The 18,627-nt window shown below is 71.8% G+C and carries 15 protein-coding genes; 11 read left to right on the forward strand and 4 right to left on the reverse strand.

The window, feature by feature from the left end; genetic code table 11:
* Positions 1 to 96: 96 nt before the first annotated feature.
* Positions 97 to 1,500, forward strand: coding sequence for a DNA repair protein RadA (gene radA, locus ACFYU9_RS20765; protein ID WP_389211434.1), 1,404 nt, complete (start codon positions 97 to 99; stop codon positions 1,498 to 1,500).
* 115 nt (positions 1,501 to 1,615) lie between these two features.
* Positions 1,616 to 2,674 (forward strand): DNA integrity scanning diadenylate cyclase DisA, encoded by a 1,059-nt coding sequence (disA, locus tag ACFYU9_RS20770; RefSeq protein ID WP_389211527.1) that lies wholly within the window; start codon positions 1,616 to 1,618, stop codon positions 2,672 to 2,674.
* Between the two features lie 89 nt (positions 2,675 to 2,763).
* Here the strand turns inward: disA and ACFYU9_RS20775 are convergent, their stop codons facing one another.
* A complete protein-coding gene (locus tag ACFYU9_RS20775) occupies positions 2,764 to 3,612 on the reverse strand; it encodes a hypothetical protein (RefSeq protein ID WP_389345673.1) in 849 nt (282 codons plus the stop codon).
* A 218-nt stretch (positions 3,613 to 3,830) separates the two neighbouring features.
* On the opposite strand from ACFYU9_RS20775, the gene ACFYU9_RS20780 reads away from it, so the two are divergent.
* The 6 genes from ACFYU9_RS20780 to cseC all read left to right on the forward strand — a co-directional run bounded on the left by ACFYU9_RS20780 (position 3,831) and on the right by cseC (position 9,094).
* The gene (locus ACFYU9_RS20780) at positions 3,831 to 4,493 is read left to right on the forward strand and encodes a phosphatase PAP2 family protein (protein ID WP_389211430.1); all 663 of its coding nucleotides are present in this window, start codon (positions 3,831 to 3,833) and stop codon (positions 4,491 to 4,493) included.
* A 33-nt stretch (positions 4,494 to 4,526) separates the two neighbouring features.
* Entirely contained in the window at positions 4,527 to 5,465 is a 939-nt protein-coding gene (locus ACFYU9_RS20785) for an A/G-specific adenine glycosylase (protein WP_389211429.1), read from the forward strand.
* A 214-nt stretch (positions 5,466 to 5,679) separates the two neighbouring features.
* Positions 5,680 to 6,309: a SigE family RNA polymerase sigma factor gene (locus ACFYU9_RS20790; protein WP_389211427.1), complete on the forward strand. Its 630-nt coding sequence runs from the start codon at positions 5,680 to 5,682 to the stop codon at positions 6,307 to 6,309.
* 38 nt (positions 6,310 to 6,347) lie between these two features.
* The gene (locus tag ACFYU9_RS20795; RefSeq protein ID WP_389211525.1) at positions 6,348 to 6,965 is read left to right on the forward strand and encodes a hypothetical protein; all 618 of its coding nucleotides are present in this window, start codon (positions 6,348 to 6,350) and stop codon (positions 6,963 to 6,965) included.
* Positions 6,966 to 7,008: 43 nt separating this feature from the next.
* Positions 7,009 to 7,713 carry a two-component system response regulator CseB gene (gene cseB, locus ACFYU9_RS20800; RefSeq protein ID WP_389211426.1) on the forward strand — a complete coding sequence of 235 codons (705 nt, stop codon included), beginning with the start codon at positions 7,009 to 7,011 and terminating at the stop codon, positions 7,711 to 7,713.
* Positions 7,634 to 9,094 carry a two-component system sensor histidine kinase CseC gene (gene cseC, locus ACFYU9_RS20805; protein WP_389211423.1) on the forward strand — a complete coding sequence of 487 codons (1,461 nt, stop codon included), beginning with the start codon at positions 7,634 to 7,636 and terminating at the stop codon, positions 9,092 to 9,094. Before cseB ends, cseC begins: the two co-directional genes overlap by 80 nt.
* 189 nt (positions 9,095 to 9,283) lie before the next feature.
* Here cseC and ACFYU9_RS20810 read toward each other — a convergent pair whose 3' ends face one another.
* A complete protein-coding gene (locus ACFYU9_RS20810) occupies positions 9,284 to 10,891 on the reverse strand; it encodes an MDR family MFS transporter (protein ID WP_389211421.1) in 1,608 nt (535 codons plus the stop codon).
* A 98-nt stretch (positions 10,892 to 10,989) separates the two neighbouring features.
* Between ACFYU9_RS20810 and ACFYU9_RS20815 the strand changes: the two genes are divergently transcribed.
* Positions 10,990 to 11,553 carry a TetR/AcrR family transcriptional regulator gene (locus ACFYU9_RS20815; RefSeq protein WP_389211418.1) on the forward strand — a complete coding sequence of 188 codons (564 nt, stop codon included), beginning with the start codon at positions 10,990 to 10,992 and terminating at the stop codon, positions 11,551 to 11,553.
* A 25-nt stretch (positions 11,554 to 11,578) separates the two neighbouring features.
* Here ACFYU9_RS20815 and ACFYU9_RS20820 read toward each other — a convergent pair whose 3' ends face one another.
* Positions 11,579 to 12,304: a M23 family metallopeptidase gene (locus ACFYU9_RS20820; protein WP_389211415.1), complete on the reverse strand. Its 726-nt coding sequence runs from the start codon at positions 12,302 to 12,304 to the stop codon at positions 11,579 to 11,581.
* A 464-nt stretch (positions 12,305 to 12,768) separates the two neighbouring features.
* On the opposite strand from ACFYU9_RS20820, the gene ACFYU9_RS20825 reads away from it, so the two are divergent.
* A complete protein-coding gene (locus ACFYU9_RS20825; protein ID WP_389211413.1) occupies positions 12,769 to 13,137 on the forward strand; it encodes a trypco2 family protein in 369 nt (122 codons plus the stop codon).
* Positions 13,134 to 15,911: an NACHT domain-containing protein gene (locus ACFYU9_RS20830; protein WP_389211411.1), complete on the forward strand. Its 2,778-nt coding sequence runs from the start codon at positions 13,134 to 13,136 to the stop codon at positions 15,909 to 15,911. Before ACFYU9_RS20825 ends, ACFYU9_RS20830 begins: the two co-directional genes overlap by 4 nt.
* Before the next feature lie 73 nt (positions 15,912 to 15,984).
* Here the strand turns inward: ACFYU9_RS20830 and ACFYU9_RS20835 are convergent, their stop codons facing one another.
* Positions 15,985 to 18,504 carry an ATP-dependent Clp protease ATP-binding subunit gene (locus tag ACFYU9_RS20835; RefSeq protein ID WP_389211409.1) on the reverse strand — a complete coding sequence of 840 codons (2,520 nt, stop codon included), beginning with the start codon at positions 18,502 to 18,504 and terminating at the stop codon, positions 15,985 to 15,987.
* Positions 18,505 to 18,627: the final 123 nt, after the last annotated feature.

Raw genomic sequence — 18,627 nt, forward strand, 5'->3', positions numbered from 1 at the left:
CCACTCGAAGGGGGACACGGGTCCTTGCCGGGGCGACGCGGGGCCTTCCGGCCGGGGCGGCGGGGGTTGTCAGACCCGGGCTATACGGTGTCGCTCATGGCTGCTCGTACCAAAGCCGGCAAGGACCGGCCCTCCTACCGCTGCACCGAGTGCGGCTGGCAGACCGCCAAGTGGCTCGGCCGCTGCCCCGAGTGTCAGGCGTGGGGGACGGTCGAGGAGTACGGCTCGCCCGCCGTGCGGACCACCGCCGCCGGGCGGGTGTCGTCGGCCGCGCTGCCGATCGGGCAGGTCGACGGGCGGCAGGCGACGGCCCGCAGCACCGGCGTCGACGAGCTGGACCGGGTGCTCGGCGGCGGTCTGGTGCCCGGCGCGGTCGTGCTGATCGCGGGCGAGCCGGGCGTCGGCAAGTCGACGCTGCTGCTCGACGTGGCGGCGAAGGCGGCGAGCGACGAGCACCGCACGCTGTACGTGACGGGCGAGGAGTCCGCGAGCCAGGTGAGGCTGCGCGCCGACCGGATCAACGCGCTCAGCGACCACCTCTACCTGGCCGCCGAGACCGACCTGTCGACCGTCCTCGCGCATCTCGACGAGGTGAAGCCGTCCCTCCTGGTCCTGGACTCGGTGCAGACCGTGGCCTCGCCGGAGATCGACGGCGCCCCGGGCGGCATGGCGCAGGTCCGCGAGGTGGCCGGCGCGCTGATCCGGGCGTCGAAGGAGCGGGGCATGTCGACCCTGCTCGTCGGCCATGTGACCAAGGACGGCGCCATCGCCGGCCCGCGGCTCCTGGAGCACCTGGTGGACGTGGTGCTGCACTTCGAGGGCGACCGGCACGCGCGGCTGCGCCTGGTCCGCGGTGTGAAGAACCGGTACGGGGCGACGGACGAGGTCGGCTGCTTCGAGCTGCACGACGAGGGCATCACCGGGCTCGCCGACCCGTCGGGCCTCTTCCTGACCCGCCGTGACGTGGCCGTGCCCGGCACCTGCCTGACCGTGACCCTGGAGGGCCGCCGGCCGCTGGTGGCCGAGGTGCAGGCGCTGACGGTGGACTCGCAGATCCCGTCGCCGCGCCGCACGACCTCGGGCCTGGAGACGTCCCGGGTGTCGATGATGCTGGCGGTCCTGGAGCAGCGCGGCCGGATCAGCGCGCTCGGCAAGCGGGACATCTACAGCGCGACGGTGGGCGGCGTGAAGCTGTCCGAACCGGCCGCCGACCTGGCCATCGCCCTCGCGCTGGCGTCCGCCGCCAGCGACACGCCGCTGCCGAAGAACCTGGTCGCGATCGGCGAGGTCGGCCTCGCCGGCGAGGTGCGGCGGGTGACGGGCGTGCAGCGCCGGCTCGCGGAGGCGCACCGGCTGGGCTTCACGCACGCGCTGGTCCCGGCCGACCCGGGCAAGGTGCCGCCGGGCATGAAGGTCATCGAGGTCGCGGACATGGGCGACGCCCTGCGGGTGCTGCCGCGCAGCCGCCGGGCCAAGGCTCCGGAGGGGGCCGAAGGCTAGGCGCGGCAGGCTGGTCGCGGAGGGCGGCGGGGCGGTGTCGCTAGACTTTGCCCTGGTCTCGCCCATCCGTACGAGCCGGAGGAGTGCAGTGGCAGCCAAGGACAACGAGGCACTGATGCGTGCGTCGCTCAGCGCCGTCGCCCCCGGCACCGCGCTCCGCGACGGACTCGAACGCATCCTCCGCGGCAACACGGGCGGTCTGATCGTCCTCGGCATGGACAAGACCGTCGAGTCGATGTGCACCGGCGGCTTCGTCATCGACGTCGAGTTCACGGCGACGCGGCTGCGCGAGCTGTGCAAGCTCGACGGCGCGATCGTCCTCGACAAGGACATCTCCAAGATCCTGCGGGCCGGCGTGCAGCTGGTCCCGGACGCGTCGATCCCGACCGAGGAGACCGGCACCCGGCACCGCACGGCGGACCGGGTCTCCAAGTCGTGCGCGTTCCCCGTGGTGTCCGTGTCTCAGTCGATGCGGCTGATCGCCCTGTACGTGAACGGCGAGCGCCGGGTCCTGGAGGAGTCGGGCGCGATCCTGTCCCGCGCCAACCAGGCCCTGGCGACCCTGGAGCGCTACAAGCTGCGCCTGGACGAGGTGGCCGGCACGCTCTCCGCGCTGGAGATCGAGGACCTGGTCACCGTCCGGGACGTGACGGCCGTGGCGCAGCGCCTGGAGATGGTGCGCCGGATCGCCACCGAGATCGCCGAGTACGTGGTGGAGCTGGGCACCGACGGCCGGCTGCTGTCGCTCCAGCTCGACGAGCTGATCGCGGGCGTGGAGCCGGAGCGCGAGCTCGTCGTCCGCGACTACGTGCCGGAGCCCACGGCCAAGCGGTCCCGTACGGTCCCCGAGGCGCTGACCGAGCTGGACGCGCTGACCCACGCCGAGCTGCTCGAACTGCCGATAGTGGCCCGCGCCCTCGGCTACACCGGCTCCCCCGAGACCCTGGACTCCGCGGTCTCGCCGCGCGGCTACCGGCTGCTGGCCAAGGTGCCGCGGCTGCCGGGCGCGATCATCGAGCGGCTCGTGGAGCACTTCGGCGGGCTGCAGAAGCTGCTCGCGGCGAGCGTGGACGACCTGCAGACCGTGGACGGCGTCGGCGAGGCACGGGCGCGCAGCGTCCGCGAGGGCCTGTCGAGGCTCGCGGAGTCGTCGATCCTGGAGCGGTACGTGTAGGGACGCGCCCTGCCCTTCTCACGCCTGGCATGCGACGAGGCCCCGGGACGGATCTCCGTCCCGGGGCCTCGTCGTCCCGCGTCCTCGCGTCAGTCCTTCGCGAGCTGGAACGACACCGGCGTCACCCGCGCGCCCGGCACCGTCGCCTCCGCGAGGTAGTTGCCGGGGCCGACGGCCTGGCCGGCGGGGGCGGTGGTCGCGCACTGCGGGGCGCTGTGGCGGCGGTCCCACTCGACGGTGTGGGTGATCGTGGCGTGCGCGGGGACCTTGAGGAAGAGCGGGCCGGCCGGGTTCGGGCAGTCCTTGGAGGACCACAGCACGCCCGTGGTGTCACGGATCGTCAGCACCGCGCTCTTCGGGCCGAGGTCGGTCTTGCACTCGGTGCCGGTGGTGTTGGTGACGGCGAGCTTGAAGCGCGGCTTCTCACCGGGCTCGTAGGCGTTCTTGGCGCCCGTGAGTCTCAACTGGAGTGCGCCGGGCGCACAGTTCGGCAGCGGAGAATTGGCCGGAACCTGCTGTCCGGCACCCGTGCCCGCGCCGCCGTCGCCGCCCGCGCCGTCCGTGTCGCCGTTCTTGCCGCCGGTCGCCCCGGGGTCCGCGCCGCCCGCGCCCGCGGCGTCGCCGCTGCCGTCGCCGCCCTCGGTGTCACCGGAGCCGGAGCCGGTGCCGGAACCGGCGCCCGCGTCGGAGCCCGACTCGTCGCGGCCGCCCGGGTGTTGGCCGATCGCCGGGCCTGAGCCGGAGGGCCCGGGGGTGATCGACGGCGCGGGAGAGGAGCCGTTGGCGTTGTCGTCGGGCTTCCGGGCCCCGCCGCCACCGGTGGTGAACGCCCATGCGGCGATCACCGCGAGCAGGGCAACCAGGCACAGCGCCACGGCCCTCCGACGCCAGTAGATGGAGGAGGGAAGCGGCCCGACCGGATTGCGCAGTGATCCCACGTCACGAACCTTACGAGAGATCAGGCCCAACTCCCGCCCCCCATGCCGCCCCAGGCGCCAAGTTTTGCCGATGATCACATCCGCATCACACCGGGATCGCATCCGGTGACGCATCCGGTATCGCGTCGCGCCCGCACCCACCCCCTACTTTCGTCGGGGACGGCTGTCGCCCTTCGGCCGGAGCGAGCTACTCCGGAAGCGGGTTAACGTCGACGACCATGGACAACCTCCCTCACCTCTCCGACGGCCTGTATCTCGACATCCTCGATTTCGCCCACTCCACCCCGCACTGGTTCCAGAAGGTCGCGGAGGTGTGGACCGAGCTCGGGCTGCTGCTCTTCGGGGTGCTGTTCGTGGCCGGCTGGTGGCGGATGCGGCGCGGGCCGGCGGACGCGATGGCGCTCGCGCTGCTCGCCCCGCTCGCGACCGCCTTCGGTTACGTGGTGAGCGAGGCGCTGAAGTCGCTGGTCGACGAGGAGCGGCCGTGCCGGGCGGTGGCCGGGGCGCCCGCCTCGCTCGTCGCCTGCCCGCCGCACGGCGACTGGTCCTTCCCCAGCAACCACTCCGCGATCGCCGGGGCCGCCGCCGTGGCGCTCGCGCTCTCCTGGCGCGGGATCGTCTGGCTGACCGCGCCGATGGCCCTGCTCATGGCCTTCTCCCGGGTCTTCGTCGGCGTGCACTACCCGCACGACGTCACGGTCGGCCTGCTGGCCGGCGCCCTGGTCGCGTTCGTCGTCATGAAGGCGGCACACCGCCCGGTCCGGGCCCTCGTGGACACGGCACGATCCAGCCGGAGCAGCGCAGTCATGTGGTGCGTGGGGCGCGGTCCGCGCGTTCGTGCCTCCGCGCGCCCCGGAGGCGTGCGCCACGGCGCGTACTGATCGACTCGGGAGCATGCCAGGATCGGAAGTGCCATGACTTCCATCCACATCACCCCCGAGTCCCCCGCCGACGCCCTCGTTGATGCAGCCGTCGCCACGCCCGGCGAGCTGCACGGGCCCGTCCTCGCCTGGTTCGACCGGCACGCCCGCGACCTGCCGTGGCGCCACCCGGAGGCCGGAGCGTGGGGCGTGATGGTCAGCGAGTTCATGCTCCAGCAGACCCCGGTCGTCCGGGTGCTCCCGGTGTACGAGCAGTGGCTGGCGCGCTGGCCGCGCCCGGCCGACCTGGCCGCCGAGGCCCCCGGCGAGGCCGTCCGCGCCTGGGGCAGGCTCGGCTATCCGCGCCGGGCGCTGCGGCTGCACGCGGCGGCCGTCGCCATAACGGAGCGGCACGGCGGCGACGTGCCGAAGGACCACGGGCAGCTGCTCGCGCTGCCCGGGATCGGCGAGTACACGGCCGCGGCGGTGGCCTCGTTCGCGTACGGGCAGCGCCACGCGGTGCTCGACACGAACGTGCGCCGGGTGTTCGCGCGGGCGGCGACCGGGGTGCAGTACCCGCCGAACGCCACCACCGCCGCCGAGCGCCGGCTCGCCCGGGCCCTGCTGCCCGCCGACGAGCCGACGGCGGCCCGCTGGGCGGCGGCCTCGATGGAGCTGGGCGCCCTGGTGTGCACGGCGAAGAACGAGGACTGCGGGCGCTGCCCGCTGGCCGGCCGGTGCGCCTGGCTGGCCGCCGGCAAGCCGGCCCACGACGGCCCGCCGCGCCGCGGCCAGACCTACGCGGGCACCGACCGCCAGGTCCGCGGCAAGCTGCTCGCCGTCCTGCGCGAGGCCGTGGACCCGGTGGACCAGGCGGACCTGGACGCCGTGTGGGACGAACCGGTGCAGCGCGCCCGCGCGCTCGACGGCCTGGTCGCCGACGGCCTGGTCGAGCCGCTGGAGGGCGGCCGCTACCGGCTCCCGCTGACCTGAGCACCGGCCGCTCCCGGCGGGGCGGGGGCCGTGGGCCCTCTCCCCGCCGGCCCGAAGCGAAACCTCCGCGTCCGCCGCTGTTACACAACCGATGGACAGCCGTGCGTCCGCCGACGGCTCGCCCGGACAACCCCGTGACAAGCGCTCCGTAGCGTCTTCGACGTAACGGAAACGGGTCCGTTGGGTCTGGTCACGGGGATGGAGGCGGTTCGGGATGGCGCACGGCGAGACGCTCGGCGAGGTGCTCGATTTCGAGGAGTACGTACGGACGCGACAGGACGCGCTCCTGCGCAGCGCCCGCCGGCTCGTGCCCGACCCGGTCGACGCCCAGGACCTGCTGCAGACCGCGCTGGTCCGCACGTACGGCCGCTGGGACGGGATCGCCGACAAGTCGCTGGCCGACGCCTACCTCCGCCGGGTCATGATCAACACCCGGACCGAGTGGTGGCGGGCCCGCAAGCTGGAGGAGGTCCCCACCGAGACCGCCCAGCTGCCCGACGCCCGCGTCGAGGACCCGACCGAGCAGCACGCCGACCGCGCGCTGCTGATGGACATCCTGAAGGTGCTCGCGCCCAAGCAGCGCAGCGTGGTCGTGCTGCGCCACTGGGAGCAGATGAGCACCGAGGAGACCGCTGCCGCGCTCGGCATGTCGACCGGTACGGTGAAGAGCACGCTCCACCGTGCCCTGGCCCGACTGCGCCAGGAGCTGGAGAACCGGGCCGCCGAGGGCGACACCCGGGCGCTGGACACGGGTGTCCTGGGGCGGACGGACCGGCCGGCGGCGGTGACGAACGCGACCGGACGGCGAGGCGACGAGCGGAAGCAGGAGCGGTGCGCGGCCTGAGTGCCAGACCCAGCGAACGGGCGGCGAGCGTCACGGCGATGGCCGGGCTCGCCGCCGTCGGCATGCTCGTCGCCGCGTGCTCGACCGGTGGCACCGGCTCGCGCGACGAGGGCGCGGCGCGCTCCGACGAGGTCGCCTCGACGGCCCCGGCCACCCCGTCGCCGTCGACCGCGCCCGGCCAGTACTCCGAGCAGGCTCCCACGAAGGTCGATCCGATCGCGCTGCTGAAGGGCGACCCGAAGATCGGCCAGCGGCTGAAGGCGGACCTGAAGCCCTGCACGGCGAACGTCTACCCGGTGGACACCTCGTACGGGAACCTCACCAACTCCGGCGCGCCCGACGTCGTCGTCAACGTGATGAGCTGCGGGGACGGCGTCGGCATCGGCACGTACGTGTACCGGCAGGACAACGCCAGGTACACCAACGTGTTCATGGCCGAGGACGCCGCCGTGTACGGGACGATCGACCGCGGGGACCTGGTCGTCTCCAAGCAGGTGTACGCGAAGGGCGACCCGGTCGCGTATCCCTCGGGCGAGGACGTGATCACGTACCGCTGGACGGGGAACAGGTTCAGCCAGCACGACTGGGTGCACAACGACTTCAGCAAGGCGGTCGGGGACGGCGGCATCGAACCGGCGCCGGTCCCGTCCAGCTAGCTCTACCAGCCCCCACGAAGCGCGTACCCGGAAGGCACGACCCATGGCCGAGACCCATGTCCTGTTCGTCGAGGACGACGACGTCATCCGTGAGGCCACCCAGCTCGCCCTGGAGCGGGACGGCTTCACGGTGACCGCCATGCCCGACGGGCTCTCCGGTCTCGACGCCTTCCGGGCGGACCGGCCCGACATCGCGCTCCTGGACGTCATGCTGCCCGGCATGGACGGCGTCAGCCTGTGCCGCCGGATCCGCGACGAGTCGACCGTGCCGGTGATCATGCTGTCGGCGCGGGCCGACTCCATCGACGTCGTCCTCGGCCTGGAGGCCGGCGCGGACGACTACGTCACCAAGCCCTTCGACGGCTCCGTCCTGATGGCCCGGATCCGCGCCGTGCTGCGCCGCTTCGACCACGCGGGCGAGGCCGGCGGCGACGGCGGCGGGCCCGCGGCGGCGGCCGCGGGCGGCGTGCTCGCCTTCGGCGACCTGGAGGTCGACACCGAGGGCATGGAGGTGCGCCGGGCCGGCGCGCCGGTCGCGCTCACCCCGACCGAGATGCGGCTGCTCCTCGAGTTCTCGACCGCGCCGGGCACCGTGCTGTCCCGGGACAAGCTCCTGGAGCGGGTCTGGGACTACGGCTGGGGCGGCGACACCCGGGTCGTGGACGTCCATGTGCAGCGCCTGCGCACCAAGATCGGCCAGGACCGGATCGAGACGGTCCGCGGCTTCGGCTACAAGCTCAAGGGATGACCGGCCGGTGGTGGTGAAGGCCCTGGGTCCGCGTACGGTGCGGGCGGCCGGCCTGCGGGCGGGCGGGCTCCGCGCGGGCGGACTGCGCACCGGCGTGCGCTGGAAGATCGCCGTCGCGATCGCGGCGGTCGGCGCGCTCATCGCGGTCACGCTCAGCCTGGTCGTGCACAACGCGGCCCGTGTCTCCATGCTCGACAACGCCCGTGACGTGCAGATGTGGCGGCTGCTCTTCGCCCAGCGCGTCTACGAGACGTCGAAGCCGAAGGAACCGCGCTTCGGCACCAAGATCAACGACCCCGCGCTGCCGGCCCAGCTCGACCAGCTGATGCGGGACAAGCGCCGCGGCACCTACGTCCAGGAGCACAACGGCGGCCCGCCGGACGTGTGGGCGGCCGTGCCGCTCGCCAACGGCGACGTGCTCTCGCTGCACATGCCCTTCGCCGACCGCAGCGCCGCGATCATGAAGGACCTGGACCGGGCCCTGATCATCGGCTCGGTGTCGGTGGTCTTCGGCGGCTGCGCGCTCGGCGTGCTCATCGGCGGCCAGCTCTCGCGCCGGCTGCGCAAGGCCGCGGCGGCCGCCGGCCGGGTCGCCCAGGGCAACACCGACCTGAGGGTCCGCGACGCCATCGGCGGCGTCGTCCGCGACGAGACCGACGAGCTGGCCCGGGCCATCGACGCGCTGACCGACGCCCTGAACGAGCGCATCGAGGCCGAGCGCCGGGTCACCGCCGACATCGCGCACGAGCTGCGCACCCCGGTCACCGGGCTGCTCACCGCCGCCGAGCTGCTGCCGCCGGGCCGCCCGACCGAGCTCGTCCGGGACCGGGCGCAGGCGATGCGCACCCTCGTCGAGGACGTCCTGGAGGTGGCCCGGCTCGACGGCGCGTCGGAGCGGGCCGAGCTGCAGGAGATCGCGCTGGGCGAGTTCGTCGAGCGGCGGGTGCGGGTGCTCGACCCGGACGCGGTGATCCGGGTCGTCCACGAGTCGTGGGTGAACACCGACCCGCGGCGCCTGGAGCGCATCCTCGGCAACCTCCTGGCCAACGCCGCCAAGCACGGCGGGGGCCCGGTCGAGGTCACCGTCGAGGGCCGGGTGGTCCGGGTCCGCGACCACGGCCCCGGCTTCCCCGAGGCGCTGCTGCGCGAGGGCCCGAGCCGCTTCCGTACGGGCAGCAGCGACCGCGCGGGCCAGGGCCACGGCCTGGGCCTGACCATCGCGACCGGCCAGGCCCGGGTCCTCGGCGCCCGGCTCACCTTCCGCAACGCGGCCCCCGAGGGCACCCCGGACGGCGCGGGCGGCGCGATCGCCGTGCTGTGGCTGCCGGAGCACGCCCCGACGGCGACCGGGAGCTTCCCGGTGCTGCGCCTGACGGACTGACGTGACGGACTGCAGTGACGGACTGACGTAACGGACTGACGTAACGGACTGACGTAACGGACTGACGCCGGGCACGCGGCACGGCCCGGGAGACGGCACGCGGCGACCGCACGCGAGACGGCACGGCAACGGCCCCCGGCGTCCACAGGACACCGGGGGCCGTCGGGCGGAACAGGCAGGTCAGACCGGTCAGACCGGTTCGACGACCTTCAGGCCGCTGTCCTCCGCCGCGCCGTCCTTCTTCGCGAGGCCGGCCCCGCGCAGCGCGACCTCCTTGACGAAGAAGGCGAGGACGAAGCCGAGGACGGCGACGGCCGAGCCGACCAGAAAGGCGGAGTGCGTGCCGGCGGCCACCGCGTGCTGGTACGCCTCGCGGAGCGCGGCGGGCAGCTTGGCGAGGCTGGCGGCGTCGAGCTGCGCCGAGTGCTGGGTCAGCTGGGAGCCGCCGGCACCGCCGCGGGCGGCCATCTCGTGCTGGACCTGGTGGTTGAACAGGGCGCCCATGATCGCGACGCCGAAGGACGAACCGAGGGTCCGGAAGAGGGTGGTCGAGGAGGAGGCGACGCCCATGTCCTTCATCTCGACGCTGTTCTGCGCGACGAGCATCGTGATCTGCATCAGGAAGCCCATGCCGGCGCCGAGCACGGCCATGTAGACGCCGGAGGTGAAGCGGGTGGTGCCGGTGTCCATGGTGGAGAGCAGGTACAGGCCGGCGACCATGAGCGCGCCGCCGATGATCGGGAAGATCTTGTACTTGCCGCTGCTGGTGGTGACCCGGCCGGCGATCATCGAGACGACCATCATCGACAGCAGCATCGGCAGGAGCAGCAGGCCGGAGTTGGTCGCGGAGGCGCCCTGGACGGACTGCTGGAACAGGGGCAGGAACAGCACCGCGCCGAACATGACGAAGCCGGTGAGGAAGCCGATCACGGACATCAGCGTGAAGTTGCGGCTGCGGAAGATGTGCAGCGGCATGATCGGGTCGCTGGCGCGGGTCTCGACGAAGAGGAAGGCCGCGAGGGCGAGCACGCCGCCGACGGCGAGGCCGACGATGGTGGCCGAGCCCCAGGCGTACTCGGTGCCGCCCCAGGTGGTGACGAGCACGATCGCGGTGATGCCGACGGTCAGCAGGGCGGCGCCGAGGAGGTCGATCCGGGTGCCGGCGGCGCGCTCCTTCTTCGGTAGGTGGAGCACGGTGGCGAGCATCGCGAGGGCGACGACGCCGAGCGGCAGGTTGATGTAGAAGGACCAGCGCCAGCCCCAGTGGTCGGTGATGGAGCCACCGACGAGCGGGCCGCCGATCATGGCGAGGGCCATGATTCCGGCCATCATGCCCTGGTACTTGCCGCGGTCACGGGGCGGGATCAGGTCGCCGATGATCGCCATGACGCCGACCATCAGACCGCCGGCACCCAGGCCCTGGACGGCGCGGAAGCCGATGAGCTGGCCCATGTCCTGGGCCATGCCGCTGAGCGCGGAGCCGATCAGGAAGAGCACGATCGAGCTGAGGAAGACGCCCTTGCGGCCGAACATGTCGCCGAGCTTGCCCCAGATCGGGGTGGAGGCGGCGGTGGCCAGGGTGTAGGCGGTGACGACCCAGGAGAGGTGCTCCAGGCCGCCGAGCTCGCCGACGATCGTCGGCATCGCGGTGCCGATGATCATGTTGTCCAGCATCGCGAGGAGCATCGCGATCATGAGGGCGAGGAGGACGACCCGGACGCTGCGCGGCTGTGCCTGCGCCGGCGCCTGCTGCTCCGTCTCCCCCTCGACTTTGTGAGCTTTCGGTTGCGTCGTCATGTCGGTCCCTTACTTGCCGCCCGGCTAGTTACTACACTGGGGAAAGTAGACCCGTAACTAGCCGGTCGTCAAGTAAGTTTGTGACGGAAGCGAGAGACATGGCCCAGGCCCGAGGCAACACCCGCCAGCGCATCCAGGACGTTGCCCTCGAACTCTTCGCGGAGCTGGGTTACGAGAAGACCTCGCTACGCGAGATCGCGGAGCGCCTCGACGTCACCAAGGCCGCGCTCTACTACCACTTCAAGACCAAGGAAGACATCCTCGTCGGGATCTTCGAGGACCTCACGCGCCCCATGGACGAGCTGCTCGCCTGGGGGCGCGAGCAGCCCGCCACCCTGGAGACCAAGCGGGAGATCCTGCGCCGCTACCAGGTGGCGCTGCTCGCCGCGGCCCCCCTCTTCCGCTTCATGCAGGACAACCAGGCCGCGGTCAGCAAGCTGAGCGTCGGGCTCACCTTCAAGGAGCGGATGCTCGCGCTGAACGACCTGCTGCAGGAGCCGGGCTCGACGATGACGGACAAGGTCCGCTGCGTCAGCGCGATCTTCACGCTGCACGCGGGGACGTTCTTCATGAACAACGTCGAGGGCGGCCCCGAGGAGAAGCAGGAAGCCGTCCTCGAGGTCGCCCTCGATCTGATCGAGCAGGCCCAGCCGGGCCGCTGAGCCCCTCAGGGCCTCAGCTCGCGCGTCAGATGCTGACGCCGTGGGCGCTCAGGAACGCGACCGGGTTCACGGCGGAGCCGTAGTTCGGGGTGGTGCGGATCTCGAAGTGCAGGTGCGGGCCGGAGGAGTTGCCGGTGTTGCCCGAGAGGGCGATCTGCTGACCGGCGGAGACCTTCTGGCCGATGTTCACCTTGATCTTCGACAGGTGGGCGTACTGCGAGTACGTGCCGTTGGCGTGCTTGATCACGATGGCGTTGCCGTACGCGGGGCCGTCGCCGCCGCCGTTCGGGCCGGCCTTCACGACGGTGCCGGTGGCGGCGGCCTTGACCGCGGTGCCGACCGGGACGGCGAAGTCCTGGCCGGAGTGCTTGTGCGCCCACATGGCGCCGCCCTGGTTGAAGGTGGCGGACAGGGTGTAGGAGCTGACCGGCTTCACCCAGGACGCGGCCTTCTTGGCGGCGACGGTCTTGGCCTGCGCCTTGGCGGCGGCGGCCTTGATCTGCGCGGCCTTGACCTGGGCGGCCTTGGCCTGGGCGGCCTGGGCCTTGACCTGGGTGGCGGCCTTGGCCTGGGCGGCGGCCTGCTGGGCGACGGCGGCGGACGCGGTGACGTGGGTGGTGCCCGCGACGGCGGCCTTGCCCTCGGCGGCGAACGCGGAGCCGGCACCGGCCACCAGCGACGCTCCCAGACCCGCGGCGGCGAGGGCGACGGCGGTGGTACGGATGCTGGGCTTCATGACGCGCTTCGACATACGGGGGAGAACCTCCGGGAAGTACGGGACCCGGCGTGAGAGCGGCTCAGCACCGGGCTTGCTCATCCTTGGTAACCCGGCCCCCCGGCCAGCCCAAAACACCCCATCTACGACATTGCGTCGTAGCGATCTCCAAGCTCGTTCACCTCTTGACGACCTCGGCAAGACCGTACGAAACGGGAAAAATCGACACGCGTAGACCCATTTAGACCCATGTCGTGACCGCCCGCGCCGCCCGGCAGCCCGCGCACCTTTCACTCCGCGGCGAGGCGGGACCAAGGACCCGATGGTTGACACCTGAACGTCCCGATTCGCCCCGGAATCCCACCACTATTCCGCCTAGTACCGCCGAAAACCCCTGTGCGCCTTGTCACGGGGCGGCGGCCCCGAATGCGACCTGGGTCACGCGAGCGAACCCCGAGAACCCCCTCCGGCCGCCTTCCGACGGCGCTAGCTTCCGGTCCATGACCGACACCACGCCCGAGATCGAGCTCGCCGACGCCATCGCCTCCGTACGCGACCAGCTCGTCGACGCCGCCAACCGCGCCACCGGCCACCCCGTCGCCTTCGAGGTCGGCGACATACAGATGGAGTTCACGATCGAGCTCCGCAAGGAGCTCAAGGGCGGCGCCAAGGTGAAGGCGTGGGTCGTCGAGGCGGGCGCCGACGCCTCCCGCACCCGCGGCGAGACCCACCGGGTCTCCTTCACGCTGAAGCCGCGGAACGCGGTGACGGGCGGGGCATGGCTGGTGGGGAACGAGGACGAGGCGGACCTGTCCGACTTCGGCTCCGGCATCGGCTCCGACATCGCCGGCGAGGCTGAGGGCCGGTGAGGGGCCGCTCCTTCGTCTTCGCGGTCATGGGCCGGCAGCAGGGCACCGGCGTCCTCGTCGCCCGCGACGTGATCCTGACCGCCGCCCACGTCATCGGCGGCGCCCACAACGCCGTCGTCTCGTCCCCGCAGACCGGGACGAAGCGGTTACGGGTGGTCTGGTCCGACGACCGGCTCGACGCCGCGCTGCTGTTCAGCGAGGAGCGCCTCGGCACGGCGCCGCGGCTCAGCCGGGTCGCCACCGACCGGCCCCTCCCGGGCTGCGAGGTCGTCGGCTTCCCGCGGATCGCCCGGTACGAGGGCGGGAAACCGGACCTGGACCAGTTCACCGGCACCGTCCTGCCCATGGCGGGCCTCCTGCGCCACACCCTCACCGTCGAGCTCGACCGCCCGCCCGCCACCGAGCTCGCGGACGGCCCCTCCCCGCTCGCCGGACTGTCCGGAGCGCCCGTCTGGGCCGACGACGGACTCCTCGGCATCGTCCGCGCCGTCCCGCGCGGCCGCGGACACCGCCGCCTGGAATGCCTCCCCCTCACGGCCCTCCTCGCCGACAAGGACGCCTACCGCTGGCTCCCGGACGGCTTCGCCCCGCCCCGCCCCGTCACCGCCACCCACCCGCAGGACGCCCCTTACGAGGAGGAATACGCCGAAGCCGTCGGCGCCGCCTACCGCCGCACCCGGATCTTCGGCCTCGACGAGCTCGGCAAGCGCGCCTCCGCGTGGGACCTCGACACCGCCTACCTCTCCCTGGAGGCCACCACCCGGGACCGGGACGCCGTCCCCGTGCCCCGCCGCATCGACGACCTGCTCGCCGCCCGCCCCCGCGTCCTGCTGCGCGGCGACGCCGGCGCCGGCAAGACCACCCTCCTGTGGTGGCTGGCCGCCCACGCCGCCGCCGGCACCCTCGGCCCCGAGCTGGCCGAGCTCAACGGCCTCGTCCCCTTCGTCGTCCCGCTGCGCACCCTGCGCGCCCGCGGCTCCGGCTTCCCCGCCCCCGCCGACCTGCCGGGCGTCGCCGGCTTCGTGATCGACGCGGCCCCCGGAGGCTGGGCCGGCCGCGTCCTCGCCGCCGGGCGCGGACTGCTGCTCGTGGACGGCCTCGACGAGGTCACCCAGGCCGACCGCGAGAACGCGTACACCTGGCTCAGCGGCCTCCTGGCCCGCTACCCGGACACCCGCTGCGTCGCGACCGTACGTCCGCACGCCGTCGCCCCCGACTGGCTCGGCGCGGAGAACTTCGAGGAGCTCACCCTCCTCCCGCTGCGCGGCGAGGACATCGAGGCGTTCGTCGCCGCCTGGCACGAGGCCGCCCGGCTCGACGCCGACGAACCCGACCGGGCCGCCCTCGACGACCTCGAACGCGACCTCGCCCAGCAGTTCCGCCACAACCCCAACCTGGCCGAGCTCGCCCGTACGCCCCTGCTCTGCGCCGTCATCTGCGCCCTGCACCGGCTGCGCGAGGGCTTCCTGCCCGAGACCCGCTGGGAGCTGTACGACTCCGCCCTCACGATGCTCCTCGGCACCCGAGACGAACGCCGCCGCGTCGACGCGCCCGACGGCATCCGCATGTCCGTGGAGGAACACCAGCAGCTCCTCCAGCGCCTCGCCGCGTGGCTGGTGCGCGGCGGCCAGACCGAGTTCACCCGCGACCAGGCCCTGCACCGCCTGGACCGCACCCTGCCCGGCATGCCCCGCGTCCATGCCCAGGGCACGCCCGAGGAGATCCTCACCCACCTGATCAACCGCAGCGGCCTCCTCCAGGAGCGCACCGAGGACGTCTTCCAGTTCGCCCACCGCACCTTCCAGGACTTCCTCGCCGCGAAGGAGTTCGTCGAGGACGACCAGCTGCGGGAGATGCTGCGCCACGCCCACGACCAGCAGTGGCACGACGTGCTGCTGCTCGCCGCGGGCCACTGCAAACGGAGGGACCTGCCGGTGCTGGTGGAGGGGTTGCTGAAGGCTGGCTCCGCGACGCGGAAACGGGACATGAAGACGACGCTGTATGTGTCGGCGGCGCTGTGCGCGCAGCACGCGGCGTGGCTGGACGAGGAGCTGCACCGGCGCGTCGAAAGGGCGGTGAAGTCGATGATCCCGCCGCAGACCGTCGAGCAGAGCGCCCAACTCGCCCGGCTCGGCGGATACGTGCTGCCGCTGCTACCGGGGCCGGGGACGGTGACCCAGCAGGACGTGGGCAGGGTCGCCGAGGTGATCTCCTCAGTCGGCGGCGCCGAGGCGCTTCCGTACGCCCGGGCGTTGGCGGAAGCGGGCGAGGCGAACTGGTTCGGCGGCCGCTGGAGCGCGTTCCCCACGGCCGCCTTCGCCCGGGAGGTGCTGTTCCACGTATCGGTGACGCAGTGCCTGACCGTCACGACGATGCAGCAGCTACAGCTGGTGGACGGCCTCCCCGGAGCCACCGCGTTCCTGCTCCTGGGCGGCTTCGCCGCGGATGACATCGTCCGGTACCTCTCCGACCGCCCCCTCACCTACCTGGGTCTCGCGTGCCCACCCTTCGACCTGACCGTGTTGCGGTCCTTGGACTGCTCCCGGCTCGACCACGTGACCATCTCCGGCTGGCCCCAGCGGACGGACCTCAGCACGCTGACCGAGCTGCCGGGGCTGAGGCTGCTCAGCTTCGTGAACATGGTGCCGGACAGCGGAAACCTGGACCTCACCCCTCTCCGCGGCAGGCCCGGCCTTCAGGTCACCGCCTATGACGTCCCCCGCAAGGACATCCTCGGCGCCGCCGACTTCGGCGACCGCCTCGTCATCCGATAGGCAAAGGGGCGGCCCCGGGACCACCAGGTCCCAGGGCCGCCCCTCAGCCGTTCCAGCTCAGCGCAGCGTCACGTCACGCTTCCTTCGAGAGGTTCGGGCCGCCGCCCGCCGCCTCCACCGGAGGGACGTCCGGCAGGGCCGACTTCTCCTCGCCGCGGAAGGTGAACTTGCGCTCCTCGCCCTCGCCCTCCGTGTCCACGACCACGATGTGGCCGGGGCGGAGCTCGCCGAAGAGGATCTTCTCGGACAGGGTGTCCTCGATCTCGCGCTGGATCGTCCGGCGGAGCGGACGGGCGCCGAGCACCGGGTCGTAACCCTTCTTCGCGAGGAGCTCCTTCGCGGACTGGGAGAGCTCGATGCCCATGTCCCGGTCCTTCAGGCGCTCGTCGACGCGGCCGATCATCAGGTCGACGATCTTGAGGATGTCCTCCTGCGTCAGCTGCGGGAAGACGATGATGTCGTCGACACGGTTGAGGAACTCCGGGCGGAAGTGCTGCTTCAGCTCGTCGCTGACCTTCGCCTTCATCCGCTCGTAGTTGGACTTCGTGTCGCCCTGGGCCGCGAAGCCGAGGTTGAAGCCCTTCGAGATGTCCCGGGTCCCGAGGTTGGTCGTCATGATGATGACCGTGTTCTTGAAGTCCACGACCCGGCCCTGGGAGTCGGTCAGGCGACCGTCCTCCAGGATCTGGAGAAGGGAATTGAAGATATCGGGGTGGGCCTTCTCGACCTCGTCGAAGAGGACCACGGAGAACGGCTTGCGGCGCACCTTCTCGGTGAGCTGGCCGCCCTCTTCGTAGCCCACGTATCCCGGCGGGGAACCGAAGAGACGGGAAACCGTGTGCTTCTCGCTGAACTCCGACATGTCGAGGGAGATCATCGCGTCCTCGTCGCCGAAGAGGAATTCGGCGAGCGCCTTGGACAGCTCGGTCTTACCGACACCGGACGGGCCGGCGAAGATGAACGAGCCACCGGGGCGCTTCGGGTCCTTCAGGCCGGCCCGCGTACGCCGGATGGCGCGCGAGAGGCCGATGACCGCGTCGTTCTGGCCGATGACGCGCTTGTGGAGCTCTTCCTCCATGCGGAGCAGACGCGAGGACTCCTCCTCGGTCAGCTTGAAGACCGGAATGCCGGTGGCGGTCGCGAGGACCTCGGCGATCAGATCGCCGTCGACCTCGGCGACGACGTCCATGTCGCCGGCCTTCCACTCCTTCTCGCGCTTGGCCTTCGCGGCGAGGAGCTGCTTCTCGTTGTCGCGCAGGGACGCGGCCTTCTCGAAGTCCTGCGAGTCGATCGCGGACTCCTTGTCCCGGCGGACGGCGGCGATCTTCTCGTCGAACTCGCGGAGGTCCGGCGGCGCGGTCATCCGGCGGATGCGCATCCGGGAGCCGGCCTCGTCGATCAGGTCGATCGCCTTGTCCGGCAGGAAGCGGTCGGAGATGTAGCGGTCGGCCAGGGTCGCGGCCTGGACGAGGGCCTCGTCCGTGATGGATACGCGGTGGTGCGCCTCGTACCGGTCGCGCAGACCCTTGAGGATCTCGATGGTGTGCGGCAGCGACGGCTCGGCGACCTGGATGGGCTGGAAGCGGCGCTCGAGGGCGGCGTCCTTCTCCAGGTACTTGCGGTACTCGTCGAGGGTGGTCGCACCGATGGTCTGGAGCTCACCGCGGGCCAGCATCGGCTTGAGGATGCTGGCGGCGTCGATCGCGCCCTCGGCGGCGCCCGCACCCACGAGGGTGTGGAGCTCGTCGATGAACAGGATGATGTCGCCGCGGGTGCGGATCTCCTTGAGGACCTTCTTCAGGCGCTCCTCGAAGTCACCGCGGTATCGGGAGCCGGCGACCAGCGCGCCGAGGTCCAGGGTGTAGAGGTGCTTGTCCTTGAGGGTCTCGGGCACCTCGCCCTTGACGATGGCCTGGGCCAGACCCTCGACGACCGCCGTCTTGCCGACGCCGGGCTCGCCGATGAGGACCGGGTTGTTCTTCGTACGGCGGGACAGCACCTGCATGACCCGCTCGATCTCCTTCTCGCGCCCGATGACCGGGTCGAGCTTGGATTCGCGGGCGGCCTGCGTGAGGTTGCGGCCGAACTGGTCGAGGACCAGGGACGTCGAGGGGGTGCCCTCGGCAGGACCGCCGGCGGTGGCGGCTTCCTTGCCCTGGTAGCCGGAGAGCAGCTGGATGACCTGCTGCCGGACCCGGTTGAGATCGGCGCCCAGCTTCACGAGCACCTGGGCGGCGACGCCCTCGCCCTCGCGGATCAGGCCGAGCAGGATGTGCTCGGTGCCGATGTAGTTGTGGCCGAGCTGGAGGGCCTCACGGAGCGAGAGCTCCAGGACCTTCTTGGCACGAGGGGTGAAGGGGATGTGCCCGGACGGGGCCTGCTGGCCCTGGCCGATGATCTCCTCCACCTGCTGGCGGACCGCCTCGAGCGAAATCCCGAGGCTCTCCAGGGCCTTAGCGGCGACACCCTCACCCTCGTGGATAAGGCCCAGGAGGATGTGCTCGGTGCCGATGTAGTTGTGGTTGAGCATCCGGGCTTCTTCCTGAGCCAGGACGACAACCCGCCGCGCGCGGTCGGTGAACCTCTCGAACATCGTTAATCGCTCCTCAGAGCGGTCAGTCAGTTAGGGGTCGATCCCCTCCCTGTCCTTCCGCAGCTTAGTCCCGCAAGCGGGGACCGCTCATTCCAACTGCCGACATCCGTCCGGATCACCCCC

It is taken from the genome of Streptomyces sp. NPDC004327, assembly GCF_042873935.1.
Lineage (GTDB): Bacteria > Actinomycetota > Actinomycetes > Streptomycetales > Streptomycetaceae > Streptomyces.